Source organism: Streptomyces acidiscabies (assembly GCF_020010905.1).
Lineage (GTDB): Bacteria > Actinomycetota > Actinomycetes > Streptomycetales > Streptomycetaceae > Streptomyces > Streptomyces acidiscabies.
Window position 1 is genome coordinate 3,535,402 of sequence record NZ_JAGJBY010000002.1, and the last position, 22,694, is coordinate 3,558,095.

The 22,694-nt window shown below is 73.3% G+C and carries 14 protein-coding genes; 7 read left to right on the plus strand and 7 right to left on the minus strand.

The features are described from left to right. Nucleotides 1–235: 235 nt before the first annotated feature. Nucleotides 236–2,749: an ABC transporter permease gene (locus tag J8M50_RS41985; protein WP_010359784.1), complete on the plus strand. Its 2,514-nt coding sequence runs from the start codon at nucleotides 236–238 to the stop codon at nucleotides 2,747–2,749. A gap of 180 nt (nucleotides 2,750–2,929) precedes the next feature. On the opposite strand, the gene absR1 is transcribed toward J8M50_RS41985, so the two are convergent. After that, a complete protein-coding gene (absR1, locus tag J8M50_RS41990) occupies nucleotides 2,930–3,994 on the minus strand; it encodes a beta-glucuronidase AbsR1 (RefSeq protein ID WP_010359783.1) in 1,065 nt (354 codons plus the stop codon). Nucleotides 3,995–4,087: 93 nt separating this feature from the next. Here absR1 and J8M50_RS41995 point away from each other — a divergent pair, with 93 nt between their 5' ends. After that, the gene (locus tag J8M50_RS41995) at nucleotides 4,088–5,971 is read left to right on the plus strand and encodes a helix-turn-helix transcriptional regulator (RefSeq protein WP_223786420.1); all 1,884 of its coding nucleotides are present in this window, start codon (nucleotides 4,088–4,090) and stop codon (nucleotides 5,969–5,971) included. A 73-nt stretch (nucleotides 5,972–6,044) separates the two neighbouring features. On the opposite strand, the gene J8M50_RS42000 is transcribed toward J8M50_RS41995, so the two are convergent. Further along, nucleotides 6,045–8,648, minus strand: a complete 2,604-nt coding sequence (locus J8M50_RS42000; protein WP_075825527.1) for a CHAT domain-containing protein — start codon at nucleotides 8,646–8,648, stop codon at nucleotides 6,045–6,047. Nucleotides 8,649–8,957: 309 nt separating this feature from the next. On the opposite strand from J8M50_RS42000, the gene J8M50_RS42005 reads away from it, so the two are divergent. From J8M50_RS42005 to J8M50_RS42015, 3 genes are read left to right on the plus strand one after another with little or no spacing between them, the layout of a single operon-like run. After that, complete coding sequence (locus J8M50_RS42005; protein ID WP_010360970.1) at nucleotides 8,958–10,385, plus strand: S8/S53 family peptidase; 1,428 nt, start codon at nucleotides 8,958–8,960, stop codon at nucleotides 10,383–10,385. A 35-nt stretch (nucleotides 10,386–10,420) separates the two neighbouring features. After that, nucleotides 10,421–11,020 carry an RNA polymerase sigma factor gene (locus tag J8M50_RS42010; protein WP_178855141.1) on the plus strand — a complete coding sequence of 200 codons (600 nt, stop codon included), beginning with the start codon at nucleotides 10,421–10,423 and terminating at the stop codon, nucleotides 11,018–11,020. Next, nucleotides 11,017–11,523: a hypothetical protein gene (locus J8M50_RS42015; RefSeq protein ID WP_010360968.1), complete on the plus strand. Its 507-nt coding sequence runs from the start codon at nucleotides 11,017–11,019 to the stop codon at nucleotides 11,521–11,523. Before J8M50_RS42010 ends, J8M50_RS42015 begins: the two co-directional genes overlap by 4 nt. A gap of 2 nt (nucleotides 11,524–11,525) precedes the next feature. Here the strand turns inward: J8M50_RS42015 and J8M50_RS42020 are convergent, their stop codons facing one another. From J8M50_RS42020 to J8M50_RS42035, 4 genes are all read right to left on the minus strand, one after another. After that, nucleotides 11,526–12,740: a cytochrome P450 gene (locus J8M50_RS42020; RefSeq protein WP_010360967.1), complete on the minus strand. Its 1,215-nt coding sequence runs from the start codon at nucleotides 12,738–12,740 to the stop codon at nucleotides 11,526–11,528. Nucleotides 12,741–12,789: 49 nt separating this feature from the next. After that, nucleotides 12,790–13,626: an N-formylglutamate amidohydrolase gene (locus J8M50_RS42025; RefSeq protein WP_100216962.1), complete on the minus strand. Its 837-nt coding sequence runs from the start codon at nucleotides 13,624–13,626 to the stop codon at nucleotides 12,790–12,792. 185 nt (nucleotides 13,627–13,811) lie between these two features. Continuing rightward, entirely contained in the window at nucleotides 13,812–16,028 is a 2,217-nt protein-coding gene (locus J8M50_RS42030) for an NADP-dependent isocitrate dehydrogenase (RefSeq protein WP_010360965.1), read from the minus strand. Between the two features lie 117 nt (nucleotides 16,029–16,145). Beyond that, nucleotides 16,146–17,210, minus strand: a complete 1,065-nt coding sequence (locus tag J8M50_RS42035) for a mechanosensitive ion channel family protein (protein WP_029184743.1) — start codon at nucleotides 17,208–17,210, stop codon at nucleotides 16,146–16,148. 355 nt (nucleotides 17,211–17,565) lie between these two features. Between J8M50_RS42035 and J8M50_RS42040 the strand changes: the two genes are divergently transcribed. Next, complete coding sequence (locus J8M50_RS42040) at nucleotides 17,566–21,342, plus strand: hypothetical protein (protein WP_223786421.1); 3,777 nt, start codon at nucleotides 17,566–17,568, stop codon at nucleotides 21,340–21,342. Further along, entirely contained in the window at nucleotides 21,332–21,673 is a 342-nt protein-coding gene (locus J8M50_RS42045) for a hypothetical protein (protein ID WP_010353525.1), read from the plus strand. Before J8M50_RS42040 ends, J8M50_RS42045 begins: the two co-directional genes overlap by 11 nt. Before the next feature lie 38 nt (nucleotides 21,674–21,711). Here the strand turns inward: J8M50_RS42045 and J8M50_RS42050 are convergent, their stop codons facing one another. Next, nucleotides 21,712–22,677, minus strand: a complete 966-nt coding sequence (locus J8M50_RS42050; protein ID WP_010353524.1) for a lysylphosphatidylglycerol synthase transmembrane domain-containing protein — start codon at nucleotides 22,675–22,677, stop codon at nucleotides 21,712–21,714. Between the last annotated feature and the right edge of the window lie 17 nt (nucleotides 22,678–22,694).

The window sequence follows — 22,694 nt, forward strand, 5'->3', positions numbered from 1 at the left end:
CGTGGCAACCCCCGTTTCCCGGGCGGTTCTCACCGGGCGTCATCCCGGGAGCTGACGCGACGGCATACCTGAGGCTGACAGAACGGCCGCTCGCGTCACCCTCAGGTGGTCGGCTTTTCGGCCGATACGCGGGACCCGCCCGAACCGGATCATGGAGAGGACCCCACCGGTACGGATTCCTCGCCGGCGGGCCCCCGAAGCCGCCGCCCTCTCACCTCACCGGGACCACCCCACCATGCTCCGCACAGCCCTCCGCAACGTCCTCGCGCACAAGGCCAGACTGCTGATGACCGTGCTCGCCGTCATGCTCGGCGTCGCGTTCGTCTCCGGCACCCTGGTCTTCACCGACACCTTCGAGAACGCCTACCGCGCACAGGCGGCCAGGAGCTACGCCCACGTGGACGTCGAGATCGAGGCGTACGCCGACGAGTCCGGCGGGTTCCCCGGCATCAGCCGGAAGACGTTGGAGGAGATCGCCCGACTCGACGGGGTCGCCGAAGCCGCCGGGCGCGTCGACGGGCTCGCCTCCGTCGCCGCCAGGGACGGCGGACTCATCGGCGCCGGCATGCTCAACGAGGGAGCCAACTTCGCGCCGGGGAAGGACGGCAAGGACGGGCTCTACACGTTCACCGACGGCAGCGGACCCACCGAGGCCGGCCAGATCGCACTCGACAAGGACACCGCCGACAAGGGCGGGTACGACGTCGGCGACACCGTACCCGTAGCCCTCACGGGTCAGGCGAAGCCGTACAAGCTCTCCGGTATTTTCACCACCGAAGCCACCTCGGTGGCCGAGGGCGGCAGCCTGGTGCTGTTCGACACGCCCGTCGCCCAGCGGCTGTTCCTGCGGCCGGGCATCTATCAGTCCGTCACCGTCACCGCAGCCCCGAGCACGTCGAGCACCGAACTCGCCGCCGCCGTCAGCAAGTTGCTCCCGGACCACGCGCAGGCCAGGACAGGTCGTCAACTCGCCGCCGAGGAGGCCGACAGGGCGGGGGGAGACGCGACGACACTCAGCACCCTGCTGCTCGCCTTCGCGGGCGTCGCGGTCTTCGTCAGCGTCTTCCTGATCGCCAACACCTTCACCATGCTGGCCGCCCAGCGCAGCAGGGAACTCGCGCTGCTGCGCGCGGTCGGCGCCTTCCGAGGGCAGGTCACCCGGTCCGTGCTGATCGAGGCGACGGTGATCGGCGCGGTCGCCTCGGCCGCCGGGCTCGCGCTCGGCACCGCCATGGCCGCCGCAGCGCGTGCCACGGTCGATCTCGGCGGGGGAAAGATCCCGGACGGGCCGCTGACCGTGACATCGACGACCGTCCTGGTCGCGGCTGGCGTCGGCGTCCTGGTCACGATGGTGGCCGCCTGGCTGCCGGCCCGCCGCGCCGCGAAGATCCCGCCGGTCGCGGCGATCGGCAGCGCCCACCTGCCGGCCACCACCAAGTCCCTGGTCGTGCGGAACTCCCTCGGCGGCATCGTCGCCCTGCTCGGCGCGGCGGCCGTCGTCGCGGGCGCCGGGGCCGGCGGCTCCACGGGCACGAAGCTCGCCGGGCTCGGCGCCTTCCTCGCCGTGACCGGTGTCATCGTGCTGATCCCGTCGCTGTCCCGGCCCGTGATCGCGGTCGTACGGCCGCTGCTGCGGCGTGCCTTCGGGGTCTCCGGCAAGCTCGCCGGCCAGAACGCCGTACGCAGCCCGCGTCGCACCGGCGCCACCGCCTCCGCGCTGGCCATCGGGCTCACCCTGGTCAGCGCGCTGACCGTGTACGGCGCCACCCTCGGCCGGTCCGCGGACAGGATCACCACCGACATCGTCAAGGCCGACTACCGGGTCACGGACGACGGCATGGGCCTGGACGCCTCGACGGTCGCCGCCCTGCGCGGGGCCGGGGGCGTCAGGGCGGTGTCGCAGGAGCAGGCCGGGGCGATGACGGTCGACGGCAGCCCGCAGCAGGTCTCCGGCGTCGGCGCGGCGGACTTCCCGGAGGTCGTCCACCTCCCGGTGGTCTCCGGCTCACTGGACACGCTCACCCGGGGGCAGATCGCCGTCGCCGACGACGTCGCACGGTCCAACGGCTGGAAGGTGGGGGACCGCCTGCCCGTGGAGTACGACGACTCCGAGACCGGCGAGCTGACCGTCGGGGCCGTCTTCGAGAGCAACAGCGTCGTCTCACCGGTCGTCGTCTCCGCGGACGTGCTCAAGCCGCACGAGGACGGGAACAGGGTCCTGTGGATCTACGTCAGGACGGACGGCAGCACGAGCGCGGAAGCACTCGGCCGAGCCGTCGCCGGGCAGCCGGGCATCAGGGTCGGCGGCCGGGAGGACATCCGCGACCACTTCAACGGGGGCGTCGACACCGCGCTGAACGTCACGTACGGGCTGCTCGCGCTCTCCCTCGTCATCGCCGTGCTGGGAGTGGTGAACACCCTCGCGATGTCGGTCTTCGAACGGCGCCGGGAGGTCGGCATGCTGCGCGCCGTCGGGCTCGACCGGCGGGGCGTGACGCTGATGATCCGGCTGGAGGCCGTGGTCGTCTCCGTCTTCGGCGCGGCCGTCGGGATCGGGCTCGGAGCCTTCCTGGGCTGGGCCGTCTGCGAGATCTCGAAGGCGGACATCCCCGGGTACGCGCTGGTGCTGCCGTGGGGCAGGTTCGCGCTCTTCCTCCTGCTGGCGGCGCTGGTCGGCATGCTGGCCGCCCTGTGGCCCGCCCGCAGCGCGGCCCGGCTGAACATGCTCACCGCCATCACGACCGAGTAGACGGAACGGAACGCTGTACGGCCGAGGGGACGTCACCCCGGTCGTAACCGTCGGCGTCGGCAGGGAGGCTTCCACCCCAGCGGAGACGCGCCGCCCGCCGGTGTGGCCGGGCCGTCCGCCCTCCCCCGAGAGCGGACGGCCCGGCCTTTCCCCCGGCGCCGGACCATGGTTCACGAGCGGTCACCAGCACATGACCGCGCTCCTCCCCGCCCCCCAGGCCGAGTACAGGCGCATACGGACGAAGTACCGCCGCCCCTTCACGAGCCGCACCCGCAGCGACGCGTTCCCCTGCGTCCCCCCGTCGTCGTCCCCCGCGAGGAAACGCGGCTCCCCCTCGCGCTCCTCGAAGAGGACGACGACGGTGTCGCAGTCGCCGAACGCGGCGAGCCGGTAGTCGCGGGTCTCGGACGGCTCCAGCGCGAAGTCCGCCTGCTCACCCGGCCCCAGGGCCAGCGGCGCCGACCGGAACGGCACGAGCGCGGCGGGCCGGGGCGTGAGCGGCGGCGGGTACCAGCGCTGCACGAACTCCTTGTCCAGCGTGGACAGCGCGCCCGGCGGATGCACGCCCTGCCGGAACTGCTCGGGCTCCAGGATCAGCCCCGCCGGGAAGGGGTACTCCATCACCGACTGCGGGTCCCACACCATGCCGTTGACCTCCGTCGCGTCCAGCTTGCGCAGGATGTTGACGTACGTCCGCTCCCGGCTCCAGTGGTTCGGCGGGCCCGCGAGGTCCGCGTACACCGCCTCCTCGTCCCAGTGGATGCCGGCGTACGGGCTCTGGTGCTCGTGCTGCATGCCCAGCGCGTGGCCGATCTGGTGCAGGGCCGTCGCCCGCTCGCCCGGGGCCGTGAGGTCCCAGCCGAAGTTCATCGTCCGCTCGTGCACCCCCACGAGCAGCGCCTCGCGGCCGACGGCCGACCAGGAGCCGTCGCTCTCCTCGAACCCGATGCGGACCTCGGCCTCGCACCGGTCGGCGACCTCCGCGAACGTCAGGCCGATGCCGAGGTCCTGCCACTCCCGGAAGCAGTCCCGCACCACGTCGCGCTGCGCCTCGCCGCCCGCCCACGAGACCCGCCGGCTCCCCCCGGTGCCGGCGTTCTCGGAGTCGAAGAAGCAGTAGTGCAGGACCGTGCCGTTCACCCACATCCGTCGCCCGCTCATGAGCGCGCCGAGCCGCTCGGCGGCCAGTCCCGGGGTGAACCCGGGCTCCGGCGGCCGGACGAGCGAGCAGTAGCGGGTGGTCATGGGTCCAGCGTGCCCGGTCCAAGGTCACCGCGCCTGAGTCGGGAGCTACTCAAGTCGCCTGTATCAGACCTGAGTACCCCCGCTCATGATGACGTGACGACTCTCGGACCCGACCCCAAGTCCCTCGACCAGCCGTGGCCGTTCACCGGCCGTGAGGAGGAACTCGCCCTGATCCGCCAGGCCCTGACCGCCGCCCGCCCCGGCATGATCCTCACCGGCCCGGCCGGCCACGGCCGCACCCGCCTCGCGGCGGAGGCGGTGAAGGACCTCGAACCCGGGGGCGCGCGCGGCGGATCGAGGGGGGCGCGCGGAAGAGCTGCGCGCGGAGCGTTCCCGGGAACGCGGGGCGCCGGCGCGCGCGGGGCGCGGGGACGGGCAGCGGCGGCCACCGGGCCACACGGGCGGGGCGTCACCGCGCAGGTCGCCGACGGTGCGGCCGAGGGCCCCGCAGGCGCCCGCCCGCGCGTGCACACCCCCGGCGCCAAGCCCCACCCCTACGCGCGCGTCTCCGGCACCCCCGAGATCCGGCACCTTCCCTTTGCCGCCTTCGCCCACCTCCTCCCCGAGGACGTCACCCTCCACCGCGCGGTGGAACTCCTCGCGCCCGTGCGCCTGTTGCTCGTCGACGACGCGCACCTCCTGGACGACGCCTCCGCCGCCCTCGTCCACCAGCTCGCCGTGCAGGGCCGCACCCGCCTCCTGGTCGTCACGACGGAAGGCGCCCCCGCCCCCACCCCGATCACCCGCCTGTGGGCCGACGGACTCCTCCCGAGGCTCGTCCTCGGCCCCCTCCCGTACGACGCGACGGTCCAGCTCCTGTCGTCCGGCGCGGGCGCCCCTCTCGACGCGCTCACCGTCGACCGCCTCGACCGCCTGACCCGGGGCGACCTCGGGCTCCTGCGGGACCTGGTGGACGCCGTACGCGAACAGGGCCTGCTGGAGCCGTCCGGGGACGACGCGTACGCCTGGCGGGGCCCCGTCCCCCTCACCCCGGCCGTCCGCGAACGGGCGTCCGGCGTCCTCGCGCGCACGGACGCCGACCGCGAGACCCTCGACCGGCTGGCGTTCGCGGAACCCCTCCCCGTGCGGGCCGAGAAGCTCGACCTGGGCGTCCTGGAGTGCCTGGAGGCCGACGGCCTCATCGAGGTCGGCGACGACACGGCCGTACACCTCGCGGACCCCCTGCACGGCCCCGTCCTGCGCGCCGCCGCGGGCCGGCTGCGGACGCTCCGGCTGACCGGCGAGCGGGAGCCGTACGGCGTGGCGCTCGCCGAGGAGTCCGCCGAACTGGTCCGCCGGATCGGCGCGGCGGACGTCCGCGACACACGCGCGCCCGTGGGGGAGTGGCTCGTCGCCGAGGGCGAACCGGTGCCGCCGGTCCACGCGTGCGTGCGCGCACGGTTCGCGCGACTGCGCGGCGAACTGCGGCAGGCCGCCTCCTGGGCGCGCGAGGGGCTGCGCCACAGCCCCGCCGACGCCGACTGCCGTACGGAGCTGGCGCGGGCCGAGGAGGGCGGCGTACGGCTCGACGAGATGGCGGCGGACGACGGGGTGTTCGCCCACTACGCGCGGGCGCTCGCGCAGGGCGACGCGACCGCGCTGGACGAGGTGGCGGGGGAACTGGAGGAGCGGGGCTTCCTCCTGTACGCCGCCGAAGCCCGCACCCGAGCCGCCCACGCCCACCGCGACCCCCGCGCGGCCCGAGCCGCCCGCACACGCGCCGTCGCGCTGGCCCGCCGCTGCCAGCCCTCCGGCACCCCTGGCACCCCCGCACTCTCGGGCCTCGCCCTCGACGACCTCACCGCCCGCCAACGCCAGATCGTCACCCTCGCGGCAGCAGGCCTGAGCAACCGCCAGATCGCGGATCGACTGACCCTGTCGATCCGAACGGTCGGCAACCACCTGTACAGCGCGTACACGCGACTGGGGGCGAGCGACAGGGGCGCGCTGCCGTGGGTGGTGGGGCAACCGGCGTGAGGGGTGGGGGAGTCAGTAGGGACGCGGCGAGACACGTGCGCGGGCGACGGGACTGTCAGAAATTTTCACTGCCTCACGCCGCCCCGAACGCCGTGAACGCCCACCCCGTCGCCTGGTGCAGCGCATCCCCCGGCACCGCCCCGCGCGCGTCCCGCAACGCCTCCGCCAGCGAGCGCCCGTCCGCGAGGCTCTTGTGGAGCGCCAGCATCAGCGGGACCACCGCCGCGTCGTTGACGGGCGCGCTGCTCGCCAGGACGCCCGCCGTCCCCAGCGGGAGCAACGCCGTGACCAGGCCCAGGAGTTCGTCCGCGCCGACCGAGGCGAAGCGGGCCGTGTCGCAGCTGGAGAGGATGATGCGGTGGGGACTGCGGTCGAGGCGCTCGAAGTCGTGGACGATCAGGGGCCCGTCGGCCATCCGCAGGGACGAGAACAGCGGGCTGTCGGCGCGGAACGTGCCGTGCGCGGCGATGTGCGCGAGCGCCGCTCCGTCCAGCTCCTGAAGCACGCGCGGCACACGCGCCTCGTCGTGCTCCAGGACGACGGGACGGCCGTACCGGCCCGCGACCTCCGGCACCTCGGCGCCCCCCGTCGCGAGCCCGGGCCCGCGCACGAGGACGTGCCGTCCCCCGGCCGGCGCGGGCGTCTCCTTCGCGCGCAGCCAACTGCTCGCGGACGGCGACACACTGAGCACCCGTTCGCGCAGTGCGGGCAGCAGCGCCCACGGCACCTGGTGCAGGCGCGCGGGAGGCACGACGACCACGGGACCCTCGCCGAGCCGCTCGGCGGCGGGACCGAGGAGCAGCTTCTGGAGCCGGCGGCCCATCTCCTCGACGAGCGGCAGCCGCCCTTCCGCGCCCGGGTGTGCGAGCCTGCGCAGGGTCGCCTGGACGTGCTCGGCCTCCCGCTCCGCGTCCGCGAGCTTCCCGCCCGCGAACCGCCGCACCCGCCCGCCCCCGACGAGCAGCACCTGCACGCGCCCGTCCAGCACGGCGAGTTCGACGAGCCGCCCGTCCCCCAGCCGCTCCAGGAGCCGCGCCACGTCGAACCGGTGGCCGTACCCGGGGGACTCGCCCCGGATGTGCAGGGTCCGGGACCTGATCTCCTGCTCCAGACGCCGCTGCTCGCGCTCCAGGGCGGGCAGGGGGCGCCCGGAGATGCGGGCCTGCTCCGCCTGGTCGGCGATGACGCGGAAGGCCGTCAGACCGCTCAGGAGGGCCGCGTCGGCGGGCGGCCTGGTCGGCGGCGCCGACAGCACCGTGGCCCGCCACCGCTCGCTCCACAGCAGCAACTGGCGCGGCCCGCCCCCCTCCAGGCTCACCTGCTGGGCGAGCGCGGCGAGTTCGGCGCCCTGCGCGGTCGCACGGGCCCGCAGCTCGGAGGCGCCCAGCGTCATCCGGTGGTCGTCCAGGACGTCGAGACCGCGCCGGCACGCCTCCAGGACACCCCGCCCCGAGCCCGCCGCGCGGGCGCGCAGGGCCTGCGCCGCCCACCCCGTCACCCGGGCCAGCGGAGGCCCGCTGTGCCGGCTGCGGGCGGCCAGCGAGAGATACCGCTCGGCGTCGGCCGTCCAGTCCAGGACCAGCGCGATCCGGCCCGCCAGCAGCCACGCCTCGGGCGCCGCGGGCGCACCGAACGACGCGAGTCGTCCGGCGACCTTCGCGGCGTCCGCGACGAGCCGTCCCGACGCCCGCCCCGCCGTCAGCTTCGCCTCGATCAGCACCAGTTGGGCGTGCGTCTCCCACCAGGACCGCCGCTGCGCCGCGAACAGCCGCACCGCGACCGCCGCACGGGCTATCGCCGTCCCGGTGTCGCCCGCGTGGCGCGCCGCCTTCGCCGCCGTCAGCAACAACTCGGCCTTGCGTGTGGACTGCCCCCGGATACCGTCCAGGACGGCGATCGCCGCGTCCGCCTCGGCCAGCGCCTCCGGGGCGAGCCCGGCGGCCATCAGCACCTCGCAGCGCCGGATGTTCAGCATGATCCCCGGGGTGCCGAGCTTCGCGTACCGCTCCTCCGCGTCGTCCAGCAGACTCAGCGCGCGCGGGATGTCGCCGGAGCGGAACGCGGCGATGCCCTGGCTCTCGACCGCGTCCGCCTTGTCGTGCTCCTGGCCGGTGGTGTCCCACAGGGCCTGCGCCGCCGCGTAGTCCGCGTCCGCCCGGTCCACCGCGCCCAGTGCCAGATGCACCGTCGCGCGCAGGTTCAGCGCACGCGCCGTCCAGATCGTGTCGCCCACCTGACGCAGCACCGGCACCGCACGCCGCAGATCCTCCAGCGCCTCCGGGTGATGCCCGAGGACCTCCCACGAGTACGCCCGCCGGAACAGCACCCGCGCGCGCGTCAGACCCGTACCGCGCTCCACGCCCCGCTCGAACGCGGCGAGCCCCTGCCGGGTACGGCCCGCGTGCACGAGGGCGACACCGAGGGTGCCCAGGATGTCCGCCTCCCGGTCGGCGGAGTCGGCGCGCGCCGCCAGGTCACGGGCTCGGCGCAGGTGGCGCAGCGCGAGACCCAGATCGCCCCAGTCCCGCTGCCAGATCCCGATCACCTGATGCGCGATCGAGGCGTGCAGCGCCGGCGGATCGGCGCGGAGCAGTTCCTCCGCCCGTGCCAACGCCTCATGGGGGGCGGCGAACACCAGAGGCAGCAGTTCGAGGACCGGTTCGTGTGCCGCTGTCACCCCACGGATGGTATCGGGCAGCGGAGCGCACCACACCGGTTGGTGCGCTTCCGGCACAGCGCCCCGCCACCGGGCCCCGCCGGACACGCCGCGCGCACTCCGGCGCACGGCACTCCGCGCGCCCCCGGCACGCCCGCACACCACCCCGCAGGCTCGTAGCACCGACCGGCCTGCGACGACACCCCTCCCGCCGTACCACCCCCACCTCCGGTGAAACGATCCTTCACGCGGAACGCTAGCTTCCCCTGTATCAACCGCCGCCCTCGCGGCTCTCACTGACGACCATCGCCTCAGGGGAAGAGGACAGCCATGGCGCCACAGCGATTCCAGGAGCAGTTCGACCACATGCAGCGTTCGATGCCGGACGTGCCGCTCGCCATGGGTCCTGACGATCTCGGGGAGTTCGTCTACGAGAAAGGCGTCGTCCTCGCGCGCGACGGCGAGGAGGCGCGCCTCGTCGAGGACACCGTGCGCGCGCACTTCACCGAGGCGGCCGGCCTGACCGCGGACCACGTCCGCCGCGCGGGCCCCGAGACCAACCGCTCCGGCATCACCCGCATCCAGGTCGGCGACCCCGGCCAGGGCGTCCGCGCGGGCGGCGACGACCAGACCGTCGCCCACGCGCTGCGCGCCCTCAGCGCCCGCGAGGGCCGCGCCGGACGCCGTCTGATCAGCCGCAACCACGTCGTCCACATCGCCACCAACGCCTGCCCGGGCGACGAGCCGGTGCCCGCCGCCCGCACCGAGGGCACCAACCCGGCGCCCGCCGACGCCGTCCACGACCCCGACACCGCCGTCCGTGTCCTGGTCATCGACAACGGCCTCACCCACGACTACCGCGCCTGCCCCGGTCTCGGGAACGTCACCGGCGACGCGCAGCTCCGCGAGACCGACGACCACGGCGTCCTGCGCCAGTACGTCGGCCACGGCACGTTCATAGCGGGCCTGCTCACCGCCGTCGCCCCCAACACCGACGTCACCGTGCGCGGCACCCTCAACGACGCGGGCGCCATCCTGGAGTCCGAGTTCGGCGAGCGCCTCTTCGACGCCGTCGCCGACGGCTGGCCCGACATCCTCAGCCTCTCCGCCGGCAGCGTCAACGGCCGCACCGACGGCCTCCTCGGCGTCGAGGCGTTCATGACCGCCCTCCAGACCCAGCGCACCCTGCTCGTGGCCGCCGCCGGGAACGACAGCAGGGCCACGCCGTTCTGGCCCGCCGCCTACGCGGGCCTGCCCGAGCACGCCGACTCCGTCCTGTCCGTCGGCGCGCTGCGCGCGGACGGCGCGTTCGGCGCCTGCTTCACCAACTACGGCCCCTGGGTGAAGGTCTACGCCCCCGGCGAGCGCCTCGTCAGCGCCCTCACCGGCTTCGACGCGCCCGTGCCGTACGTCTACCAGCACTCCACGTACGAGACCTGCCGCTTCGGCTTCGGCTACGCCTGCACCTGTAGCTCCCCCCGGCACACCGGCGTCCTCAGCGACCCCGACGAGAAACCCGATCAGGTGATGTTCGAGGGGTACGCCGCGTGGAGCGGCACCTCCTTCGCCACCCCCCTGGTCGCGGGCCTCGTCGCCGCCTGGATGACCGCGAGCCGCGAGAGCGACCCGCGCGCGGCGGCCCGCGGCCTGCTCACCGCCTGCGCGGACTTCGCCGAGGTGCGCGGTGCGCACGTGACGGCGCTGCGTCCGCCGACCTGGCTCCCGGCCGTGGCCGGGCAGCTCGTCGCCCACTCATGAGGGCCGTCGCCACCCCCGTCACGGCGTACGATGACATGCCGTACACGAGGGGTGGGGCCGTGGACCGTACTGATGTCGGCGCGCTCGTCCAGGCCGCGATCGACGGTGATGCGGCGGCCTGGAAAGCGTTGGTGGAGGGGCTCAGCCCGCTGGTCTGGTCGGTGGTGCGCGCGCACCGGCTCTCCGAGGCCGACGGACACGAGGTGGCCCAGACCGTGTGGCTGCGCTTCGCCCAGCACCTGCACCGCATCCGGGAGCCCGAGAAGGCGGGCGCCTGGCTGGCGCGCACCGCGCGCAACGAGTGCCTGAAGGTCATCAAGGGCCTCAGGCGCCTCACCCCGACCGACGACCCCCAGGTCCTGGACCGGGTCAGCGAGGACCGCACCCCCGAGCAGTCCGTCCTCGACTCCGAGGAGGCAGCCGCGCAGAGCGAACGCGTGCGCCGCCTCTGGCAGGAGTTCGACGCCCTCGGCGAACGCTGCCGGGAACTGCTGCGGGTGCTCATCGCCTCGCCCCCGCCCAGCTACCAGGAGGTGGCGGACTCGCTCGGCATCGCCGTCGGCAGCATCGGCCCGATGCGCCAGCGCTGCCTGCGCCGTCTGCGCGCCCGCCTGGACGCCCGGGGGCCGCAGTGAACCACGACGTGTACGACGGAATGGACGAGCCGATGAACGACGCCCCCCACGGCGACGAGGCCGGAGACGACTTCGCGGACGACTGCCTGGAGGAGGAACTGCGCCAGGCCGCCGCGATCCTCGACCCGGTGCCCCCGGAGGTGTACCGCACCGCCCTGGAGGCGTACGCCCTGGTCGACCTCGACGCCAAGATCGCCGGGCTGACCTTCGACTCGCTGACCCACGGCATTCCCGTGCGGGGGGAGACGGACGGGCCGCGCATGCTGACGTTCGTCACCGGCGAGCTGACGGTCGACGTCGAGGTCACCGCGCACGGCATGTTCGGCCAGCTCATGCCCCCACAGACGGCCCGCATCGAGGTCCTCGGCGGCTCGCGCGCGAGCCACGCGCTCGACGCCGACGAACTCGGCCGGTTCACCAGCGACGACCCCCTCTCCGGCCCGTTCGCGCTCAGAGTGCGGGCCGGCGAGGACGTCGTCGTCACCGAATGGCTGCGGGCCTAGCGCTACCAGGTGACCGGCAGCGTCCGCGGTCCCCGGATCATGGTCTTCCTGCGCCACTCGACCTGATCCGAGGGCACCGCGAGACGCAGCCCCGGCAACCGCCTCGGCAGCGTCTCCAGCAGCAGGTCGATCTGGAGGCGCGCGAGGACCACGCCGGTGCAGTGGTGCGCGCCGTTCCCGAACGCCAGGTGCGGGTTCGGGTCCCGGCCGACATCGATGACGTCCGGCCCCGGGAAGACCTCCGGATCGCGGTTGGCGGCCAGGTACGACACGTACACCGGCTCGCCCGCGCGGATCACGTGCCCCGCCAGCTCGACGTCCTCCAGGGCGATCCGCGCCAGGCCCACACTGCTGCGGTGCGGGATGTAGCGCAGCAGCTCGTCGATCAACGTGCCGCGCGCGTCCGGGCGTTCCCGCATCCGCACCAGCAACTCCGGGCGGGTCAGCAGCAGATACAGCATCTGGCCGACGTTGTGCGTCACCGCCTCACCGCCGATCTGCAACGGACCCGCCAGCCCCACCGCCTCCTCCTCGCGCACGTCCCCGCGCGCGACGGCCGCGCCCAGCAGCGCGTACACGTCCTCGCCGGGCTCCTGCGCGCGGGCGCGGATCGTCTCCGTGATCCAGCCGTACAGCCCCTCCTTCGCCCTCCCCGCGCCCGCCGCGCCGCCCGACGTCGAGATGATCTCCCGCGTCCACGCGTGCACCCGCTCCCGGTCCGCCTCCGGGACCCCCATCACCTCGCTCACCACCGCCAGCGGGAACGGCTCCAGCACGCGCGCGACGAGATCGGCGGGCGGGCCGTCCCGTACGACGCCGTCGACCAGGCCGTCCAGGATCGCCTGGGCCGTCGGGCGCAGCCGCTTCATGCCGCCCACCGTGAACGCCCCCGCGACCGCCCTGCGCAGCCGGTTGTGGTCCGGCTGGTCCGCGAACGCCAGCGAGCCCGGGCGCGGCGCGAAATGCGGGGCCATCCTCGTGACCTGGCACTTCGTGACCTCCGCGCGGCTGAAACGGGGGTCGTTCGTCACCGTCCGCACATCGTCGTACCGCGTCGCCAGCCACGCCCAGCCCTCGCCGAACGGCAGCCGGATCCGGGTCAGCGGGCCCTCCCGCATCAGCTCCGCGAGGAACGGGTCGAACGCCGTGCCCTCCAGGTCGGGGGTGGGCCAGTCCCGTACGGCCGGCGGGGCCGGTGTCGTGATCTCCTCGGTCATGCGTCCACCCTCACCGGGGGAGGGCGGTGTGTCGCGCGGGAGTGCTGCGTCAGCGTGAGACGGCGTCCACGAGAGCGGCCAGCGCCGCCGCGACGCCGTCCAGACCGGGACCGGCCTCGCCGCCGGGCTCCGTCATGTAGACGTCCCGGCGGACCTCGATCATCAGCGCCGTCACCCGGGCGTCCACCCCGTAGTACTCCAGGGGTACGTACGTCCCGCTGAACGGGCTGTCCAGCCCCACCTCGAACCCCGCGAACGCGTCCCGCGCGGCGGCGAGGAGCGCCGGGGGTGTGTGGAAGGGGTCGGTGCCCAGGCACACGGCGGGGCGCTCGCCGGCCGCGTGCAGCTCGTACGGCAGGGGCTCGCTGGGGTACGAGTGCACGTCGATCACCACCGTCCGCCCCGTCGCCTTCAGCCGCTCGGTGACGGCGTCGGTCATCGCGCGCGCGTACGGATGGAAGTAGCGCTGGACGAGAGGCTCCGGGTCGACGGTGTCGTCCCGTAGTACTTCCCGGTGAGTCGTCCGGGTGTAGACGGCCCCCATCCCCACCGCCCGCATCTCCTCCCGCTCGTCCGGGAACCGCTCCGGGTCCACGACCAGCCGCGACAGCAGGTTGACGAACCGCCAGGGCCGTACGACCGCCCCCTCGGCCGCGCGCCCGGCGATCTGATCGGTATGCGCGTCCACGATGTGGTCCAACTCCCGCTCCAGCGCGGCATCCCCCAGCACGATCCCCTCCCGCACCCCCACCGGGATCTCCCGCGCCGAGTGCGGCACATGCAGGATCACGGACGACCTCTCCGCCCCGGGAAGGTACGCGAAGGAGGACGGTACTGCGCTGGTCACGGCTTCTCCCGGGGCGTTGTCAGTGGCGTGGTGCACCATCGGATCAAGGTGCCATATCGAGCGACACAGGAGGGACCGTGGGGGGAGTCCGGACAAGCCGCCGCGCGCAAGGCCGACAGCCCGGCCCGTCTCCCGTGCCCCGCGCACAGCTCCGCCCCGGCCGGAAACCTCCCGGCCGGGGCGGACCCATGTCTCAGCCACTCAGCAGCGGCTCACCGACAACCTCAGAGCGCAGCCAGCGCCGCGTTCCACGTCGCCGACGGCCGCATGACCGCCGCCGCCTTCGCCGGGTCGGGCTGGTAGTAGCCGCCGATGTCCGCCGCCGAACCCTGCACGGCGTTCAGCTCGCCGACGATCTTCTCCTCGTTCGCCGCGAGGGTCTCCGCGAAGGACGCGAACGCCTTCGCGAGGTCCGCGTCCTCGGTCTGCGCGGCCAGCTCCTGCGCCCAGTACAGGGACAGGTAGAAGTGGCTGCCGCGGTTGTCGATGCCGCCGACGCGCCGGGTCGGGGACTTGTCCTCGTTGAGGAAGGTCGCCGTGGCGCGGTCGAGGGTGTCGGCGAGGACCTTGGCCTTCGGGTTGCTCGTGACCTCGGCGTACTGCTCCAGGGACGGCACCAGCGCGAAGAACTCACCGAGGGAGTCCCAGCGCAGGTAGTTCTCCTTGACGAGCTGCTGCACGTGCTTCGGCGCGGAGCCGCCGGCACCCGTCTCGAAGAGGCCGCCGCCCGCCATCAGCGGGACGACCGACAGCATCTTGGCGCTGGTGCCCAGCTCCAGGATGGGGAAGAGGTCGGTCAGGTAGTCGCGCAGCACGTTGCCGGTGACGGAGATGGTGTCCTCGCCCCGGCGGATGCGCTCGATGGAGAACTTGGTGGCGTCGACCGGCGCGAGGATGCGGATGTCCAGGCCCTCGGTGTCGTGCTCCGAGAGGTACGCCTTGACCTTCTCGATGATCACGGCGTCGTGGCCGCGGTCCTCGTCCAGCCAGAACACGGCCGGGGCACCGGTGGCCCGCGCACGCGTGACGGCGAGCTTCACCCAGTCACGGATCGGCGCGTCCTTGGTCTGGCAGGCGCGGAAGATGTCGCCCTCGGCGACCTCCTGCTCCAGCACGACGTTCCCGGCCTGGTCGACCAGGCGGACCGTGCCGGCGGCCTTGATCTCGAAGGTCTTGTCGTGGGAGCCGTACTCCTCGGCCTTCTGCGCCATGAGGCCGACGTTCGGGACGGAGCCCATGGTCGACGGGTCGTAGGCGCCGTGCGCGCGGCAGTCCTCGATGACGGCCTGGTAGACACCCGCGTACGACGAGTCCGGCAGGACCGCGAGGGTGTCGGCCTCCTGGCCGTCCGGGCCCCACATGTGGCCGGACGTGCGAATCATGGCCGGCATCGAGGCGTCGACGATGACGTCGGACGGCACGTGCAGGTTGGTGATGCCCTTGTCGGAGTCGACCATCGCGAGCGCGGGGCCCTCGGCGAGCTCGGCGTCGAAGGAGGCCTTGATCGCGGCACCGTCGGCGAGCGCGTCGAGACCCTTGAGGATGCCGCCGAGACCGTCGTTCGGGGTCAGACCGGCGGCGGCCAGCGTGGCGCCGTACTGGGCGAACGTCTTCGGGAAGAACGCGCGGACCACGTGGCCGAAGACGATCGGGTCGGAGACCTTCATCATCGTCGCCTTGAGATGCACGGAGAACAGGACGTCCTCCGCCTTCGCGCGGGCGATCTGCGCGGTGAGGAACTCGCGCAGCGCGGCCACGTGCAGCACGGACGCGTCGACGACCTCGCCCGCGAGGACCGGTACGGACTCGCGCAGCACGGTCGTCGTACCGTCGGCCGCGGCCAGCTCGATGCGCAGCGCGCCCGCCTCGGAGATCACGGCCGACTTCTCGGTGGAGCGGAAGTCGTTCTCACCCATCGTCGCCACGTTCGTCTTGGACTCGGAGGTCCAGGCGCCCATGCGGTGCGGGTGGGTCTTCGCGTAGTTCTTCACCGACGCGGGGGCGCGGCGGTCGGAGTTGCCCTCGCGCAGCACCGGGTTCACGGCGGAACCCTTGATCTTGTCGTAGCGGGCCTGGATCTCCCGCTCCTCGTCGGTCTTCGGGTCGTCCGGGTAGTCCGGCAGCGCGTAGCCCTGGCCCTGGAGCTCGGCGATCGCGGCCTTCAGCTGCGGGACGGACGCCGAGACGTTCGGCAGCTTGATGATGTTCGCGGCCGGCGTCTTGGCCAGCTCGCCCAGCTCGGCGAGGGCGTCCGGGATGCGCTGGTCCTCGGTGAGGTGCTCCGGGAACACGGCGATGATGCGCCCGGCCAGCGAGATGTCCCGGGTCTCCACGGAGACGCCCGCCTGGCCGGCGTACGCCTCGACCACCGGCAGGAACGAATACGTCGCCAGGGCCGGGGCCTCGTCAGTGTGGGTGTAGATGATGGTCGAGTCAGTCACCGGGTGCTCCGCTCCACGTCTGCAACATTGCTCGACATCAAGATATCTCGTGACGCGGGCGGGCTCGACAGGGGTCCGCACGCCGCCGGCGCCGACCCCCTCCGGCGAGGACGTTTCCTAGGAAGCCGCCTCCCGCTGCTGCGGTATCACCAGCGACCCCTGCTGCAACGACACGTTCCGCGCCGGCGCCGGAATCCTGATCCCCTCCGCCCGGTACCTCTTGTGCAGCCGCTTGATGAACTCGTGCTTGATCCGGTACTGGTCGCTGAACTCCCCGACCCCGAGGATCACCGTGAACCCGATGCGGTTGTCCCCGAAGGTGTGGAACCGGACCGCGGGCTCGTGGTCCGGTATCGCCCCGGTGATCTCCGTCATCACCTCGGAGATGACGTCCATGGTGACCTTCTCGACCTGGTCGAGGTCGCTGTCGTACGCCACCCCCACCTGCACGAGGATCGTCAGCTGCTGCTCGGGCCGCATGAAGTTGGTCATGTTGGCCTTGGCGAGCTGCCCGTTGGGGATGACGATGAGGTTGTTGGAGAGCGCGCGGACGGTCGTCTGACGCCAGTTGATGTCCTCGACGTACCCCTCCTCGCCGCTGCTCAGCTTGATGTAGTCGCCGGGCTGGACGGTCTTCGAGGCGAGGATGTGGATGCCGGCGAAGAGGTTCGCGAGCGTGTCCTGGAGCGCCAGCGCGACCGCGAGACCGCCGACGCCGAGGGCGGTCAGCATCGGCGCTATCGAGATGCCGAGCGACTGGAGCATCACGAGGAACCCGATCGCGAGGATCAGCACCCGCGTGATGTTCACGAAGATCGTCGCGGACCCGGCGACCCCGGGCCGCGACTGGGTGATCGTCTGCATGAACCCGGCGACGACCCGCGCCACCGACACGGTCACCACGAAGATCAGCACGACGGTGAACGCCTGGCTGGACGTCCGGTGCCACACCTTCGCCAGCGGCAGCACGGCCGCCCCCGAGGCGACGCCCCCGGCGACCGCCGCCCACGGCAGGACCCCGCGCAGCGCGGCGACCATCACGTCGTCGCCGCCCCACTTCGTGCGCTTGGCGTGCTTGCCGAGCCACAGCAGCAGCGACCGCGACAGGAACGCGATCAGCAGCCCGGACCCGACCGCGATGCCGGCCAACACCGCGTCGTGCACGGTGAGTTCACGTGTCAGCACGGGCCACCTCCCGCCAACTCGCCCATAAGAGGCCGGATGTGAAATGTCGTCACCTGGTCACCTGCTCGATTCCGGGATGTGCTGAGCCGCCCGCGAGGCGAGCGTGATCATCCATCCTGCCGTATCCGGGAAAGACCTTTCGCAAGCCCTTTCGATGTGTCAGGATCTGCGCGTTCAACGGGGGAAGAGGGCGGCCGTCCACTCGCGACCACAGCGACGGCCCTGCCTGATTCAAAGAGATTCTTCACGCGCCGTGTGGCGCTGTCATGCCCGCCGTCGGCTGCCCGACGGCCCGTCCTGACGTCACGCGCGCCCGCTTCCTCCTGGTACGTACGACCTGAGAGGGAGCCACGTGACCAGACACCCACGCTTAGGACGAGGCATCGCGGGAACGGCGCTGACCACCGCCGTCTCCCTGCTGACCGGCCTGGCCTACGCCCTGCCCGCGCAGGCGGCCGACCCGCTGCCGGACAACGGCGCCGGAGCCCGCATCACCTTCGGCCAGGGCCCGCGCGCCGACCGCTGCGAGGTGGGCCACGCCCTCCACATCGGCGGCGCCGCCGTCAAGGCCGCCGCGTCGAAGGCCCTGGGCGGCACCGACGCCGACCTGGCCGCCGCCCTGTTCCGCAAGGACAACCTCTACCCGAGCCCCCTGGACGACGCCCTGCGCGCCGACCGGGCGAGCGCGGTCGCCTACGTCCAGGGCGCCGACACCCGCAAGAAGGGCTGGGAAGCCCTGAACCGGCCGTACGCGATGAGCGCGACCGGCTCCACCGGGATGTCGCTGCACGCACCGGAGTTCGACGCGGGCATCCGGGCCTTCACGCTCGACACCCAGGAAGCGCTGTACGACACGTTCGGCCAGGACGGCCGCAGCGCGCCGAGCGCCGCCTCCCTGGACGCGGCCCGCAGACTCGCCGCCTCGCTGAAGGGCAAGAGCCCGGCGGGCGACGACCAGCTCGCCGACTTCATGCTGTACCCGAGCAACGTCGAGGGCCCCTTCAACTCCACCACCTCCAGCGACGTCGCCCGCTATCTGCGCCAGGGCGGCTTCCCGGCGCAGGCTCCCACCGAGGGATCGCCGGAGTACCGCACGGAGGTGGAGACCCTCAAGGTCTCCTGGGCCGGCTGCGACAGCTGGAACCCCGACGACCCGCGCCGCGTCCTCGCGCCGGTGACGGCGAGCGCGTACGCCGAGTGGGAGGCGGAGTACGCCGGGCAGGCCAAGCCGCGCGCCGACATCTCGGCCGCCGAGACGACGGCCGCCGCGCAGGCGCAGAAGGCCACCGACGCGATGATCGAGTCGATCGGCCAGGCGTGGCTCGCCGACCAGATCCTGACCTGGCAGAAGTTCTGGGCCGGGAAGCCGGCCAACGACCCGAACCGCCCGGCGAAGGCCCTGTTCACGCAGGCCGGCACCGACCTCACCAAGGCCCGCGACAAGGCCGCCGCGCAGGTCACGCTGGCCAACGCCGCCGTCACGGCCGCGAAGACCGCCGCCGACAAGGCAGCCGCCGCCCAGACCAGCGCGTACGCCATCGCCGACACCGCGAAGACGCCGCGCGGCCGGGGCCTGCTCTACGCCCAGCAGTCCGCGCAGGTCGTCAAGGCGTCGTACGCCGCGACCCAGGCCGCCGCGAAAGCCACGCTCACCGCGCTGAACGCCGCGAAGGCGACCGCCGCCGACAGCAAGGCGCAGCTCGCGCTGTCCCAGACGCAGGCGCACGCCATCAACACCGAGTTCCGGCGGGCCGCCGCCGAGGAGGCAGCGGCTCAGGCGAAGGCAGCCGCCGACGCGGCCGACGCGCAGGCCAAGGAGGCCGCCGCCAACGCGGCGAAGGCCAAGGCCGCGCAGACCACCGCCGAGGCCGCCGAGAAGACGGCGCAGTCGGGGGCGGCGACCGCGAAGGCGGCCCGCGCGACGGCCGAGGCCGCTTCCGCGACCGCCAAGGCCGAGCACGCCAACGCGACCCGCGAGCGCGGCAAGGCGCAGGCCGCCGAGACCCGCGCCCAGCAGGACGCGGCGACAGCGGCCACGGCCCGCTCCGCCGCCGACTCCTCGGGCGCCACCGCCGCGGCCGGGTACGCGACCGCGATCGAGGCACAGCAGCGGGCGTACGCGGCGAAGACCCGCGCCCAGGACGCCCAGCGCGACAAGCAGGCCGCGCTGTCCCGGGCCGCCGCGCTCGAAGCCGCAGCCGCTGCCGCCGAGGGGACGGCCGCCGCGCAGGAGACGCGGGCCGCCGCTACCGAGGCGCGGTCCGCAGCGAACACGGCGACCACCGCCGCCGCGAGCGCCCAGCAGGAGGCCGCCACGGCGACCACGGCGGCCGTCGCCGCCCGCGCCGCGTCCGTGCGGGCCGACGCCGCCGCGTACCGCTCGGAGTCCGCCGCGCAGACCGCGCAGGCGGCGGCGCAGACCACGCACGCGGCAGCCGTCACCGCGCACGCCGCCGCCGCTACGGCGATCGAGGCGTCCAAGGCCGCGCAGAAGAACGCCGAGAACGCGGAGGCGGAGGCCAAGAAGGCCGCCGCAGCCGCCGTCACCGCCCGCACCCAGGCGACCGCCGCACGCGACGAGGCGAACAAGACCGCGTCCTGGGCGGCCGTCACCGCCGGGTACGCGTACGCCGCCGCCGAGCACGCCACCGCCGCCCGCGACTCGGCGGCCGAGGTGATCAAGCCGGCCAACGAGGCCATCAACATCGGCACCGCGTACAAGGAGGTCGACTCCTCCGCCGCGTACGCCGTCCTGATCGGCCAGACCGCGCTCACGCTCGCCGAGCAGCAGGCCGCCGCAGCGAAGGCCAAGTCCGACGACGCCGCGAAGGCCGCCGCCACCGCCAAGGCCCTCGCCGACAAGGCCGCCGCCGACGCCAAGGCCGCGGCCACGGCAGCGTCGGCAGCAGCGGCCGACGCGGCCCGCGCAGCCGCCGCCGTCACCGCCGCACGGGCCTCCGCCGCAGCCGCCGCGAAGTCCGCCGAGGCCGCCAAGAAGGCCGACGCGAACGCCCAGGCGTACGACGCTCAGGCGGGCGCCGACGCGTCCGCCGCCCAGTCCGCCGCGTACACCGCGCGCTCCGAGGCGAACGCCGCCGACGGCGAGGCCACCGAGGCCGAGCGCGACGCGGCCGGCGCCCGCTCCGCAGCGCAGGCCGCCGAGAACGACGCGGCGAGCGCGCGGGCCACCGCGACCGAGGCCGAGAGCGACGCCACCGGCGCCGAGGCCGCCGCCAAGGACGCGCAGGGCTCCGCCAAGGACGCCGACACCGCAGCCGACGCGGCCGAGGAGGAGTACCGCAAGCGGATCGAGGCGGACCGCGCCTCCACCGCGACCGGCACCCCCGACTCGGGCCCCGGGCTGAACGCGAGCGACGAAGCTCTGCTGCTCAAGGAGTGCGGCCAGTCCTGCGTGGACGACTACCGCGCCGCGAAGGCGCTGGCGTCCCTGGACGTCATCGACTGGGTCAAGCAGAACGGCGCGGACATCCTCCTGGAGTTCATCGGCGAGAAGGACCTCAAGCGCTGCCTGGGCTCCGGCGACGTCGAGAGCTGCCTGTGGACCATCGTCAACGGCCTCGGCCTGGTCTTCGCCGTCGGCAAGATCCCTCAGCTCAGCAAGGCGATCGTCAAGGTCAGCAGCGGGATCGCGAAGTTCCTCGACGACGTCGTACAGGCGAAGCACACCCTCGACCGGCTGCGGAAACTGCTGGAGACGCTGAAGAAGGGGCAGACGGTCGCGCAGTGCCTGCTGAGCCTCGCGGACGCGACGGTGGGATTCGCGCCGGCCGCCTCCAGGTCGTCGCTCGCCGCGGCGGCTCCCGCGAAGTTCTGCATGAAGTCGGCGATCGGCAAGGACAAGAGGCTCACCAACCTGGCCGAGCTGTCGACCAAGAACGAGAAGGTCCAGGCCGACCTGAACGCCCTGTTCCGCAAGCTGATGGAGGGGAACCTCAACCCCGGCATCAGCAACGGCGGACTCTCCAACGGCATCAGCTACGCACGCACCAGGGACGGCGCGCGGCTCTTCTACCGGAAGCTGGGTGACACGATCGAGATCGTCGGCAAGTCCGACAAGAAGTACGAGGACAAGGTCATCGCGCGGCTGAAGGAGATCTATGGAAATTGAGGTCGACGAACCGTTCTGGACGGTCCGCAGACCCCAGCTCACCTTCCGGTTCACGGTCGGTGAACCCGCGGATCCCACGACCCTCGACGACGGCGACACGCTGGTCACCGGACCCGGCGGCGAGAAGTGGTTCGCCACGATCATGACCCCGGACCGGATCCGCCGGATCATGGATCGCTGGCGGGACACCGGCGAGAGTCTCGCGGGCGCCTATTTCCAGGTCCCGAGCCTCGTCATCGTCCGCGAACCCGGCGTGGAGTCCATGGTCCGGGCCGTCGAGGACCTGTACGAGGAGTACGGCACCCTCGACGACACCTTGCCGAGACTCTGAGAAGGTGCGCCCGTCTCACCCGGAGGCGGGCGCACCGCTTATATGACCTTGAACCGCACCAGTGCCCCCAACGTCACCGCCCCCGGCACCAACGGCACCCACACCGTGATCACCCGGTACGTCAGCACCACAGCCGTCGTCAGCGCCAGCGGCCCGCCCGCCGCCACCAGCGCGATCACCAGCGCCGCCTCCACCGACCCGATCCCGCCCGGCGTCGGCACGAGCGCCACCGCGACGGTCGCCGCGAGATACGCGAGCGCCATGTGCAGAGCCGGCACCGGCAGCTCCAACGCCCGCCCCACCGCGACGAGTCCGGCCGCCTGGAGCAGCGGGAAGGCCAGCGACCCGCCCCACAGCGCCAGCGCCCGCCCGGGACACGTGTGCACGGACCGCGCCTCCGCGAGCGCGGCCCGCAGGAACGTCACGACGGACGCGCGCAGCCGCCGTACGAAAGACAACCGTACGAAAGACAGTGCGACGGCGACGACGACCGCGCCCCCGGCGACGGCCGCGAGGAGCGGACCGGCGTCCGTGTCGGGCAGCAGCGCGCCCAGCCGCAGCGCGTCGGGGAAGGCGAGCAGCAGCGCGGCCAGCAGACCGATCCGCGCGACGCTCTCCGCGAGGAGATACAGCGCGAGGGCCGCCGAGGAGCGGGCCAGCGGCACCCCGCACACGGTCATGAACCGCAGATTGACCGCGCCCGCGCCGAGGCCGGTCGGCAGCAGGTGGTTGGCGGCGCCCGCCGCGAACTGGGTGGCCAGCAGCCGCAGCCGGGGCAGGCGCTGCGACACCGCGCCCTGCCGGGTGACGGCGGAGGCGACCCAGGTCAGACAGGTCGCCCCGGCGGCGGCGAGCAGCCAGGGCCACTCGGCGTCGTGGAGGTGCCCGAACCCCTCGGCGAGGACACCGCGGTGGCGGACCGCGACGACGGCGACGAGGACGACGGGGACCAGACAGAGGAGCGGGCGCAGGGGAAGGCGCCGGGGTGCGATGGGGACGGTCACGTCGGTAGAGGTTCTCC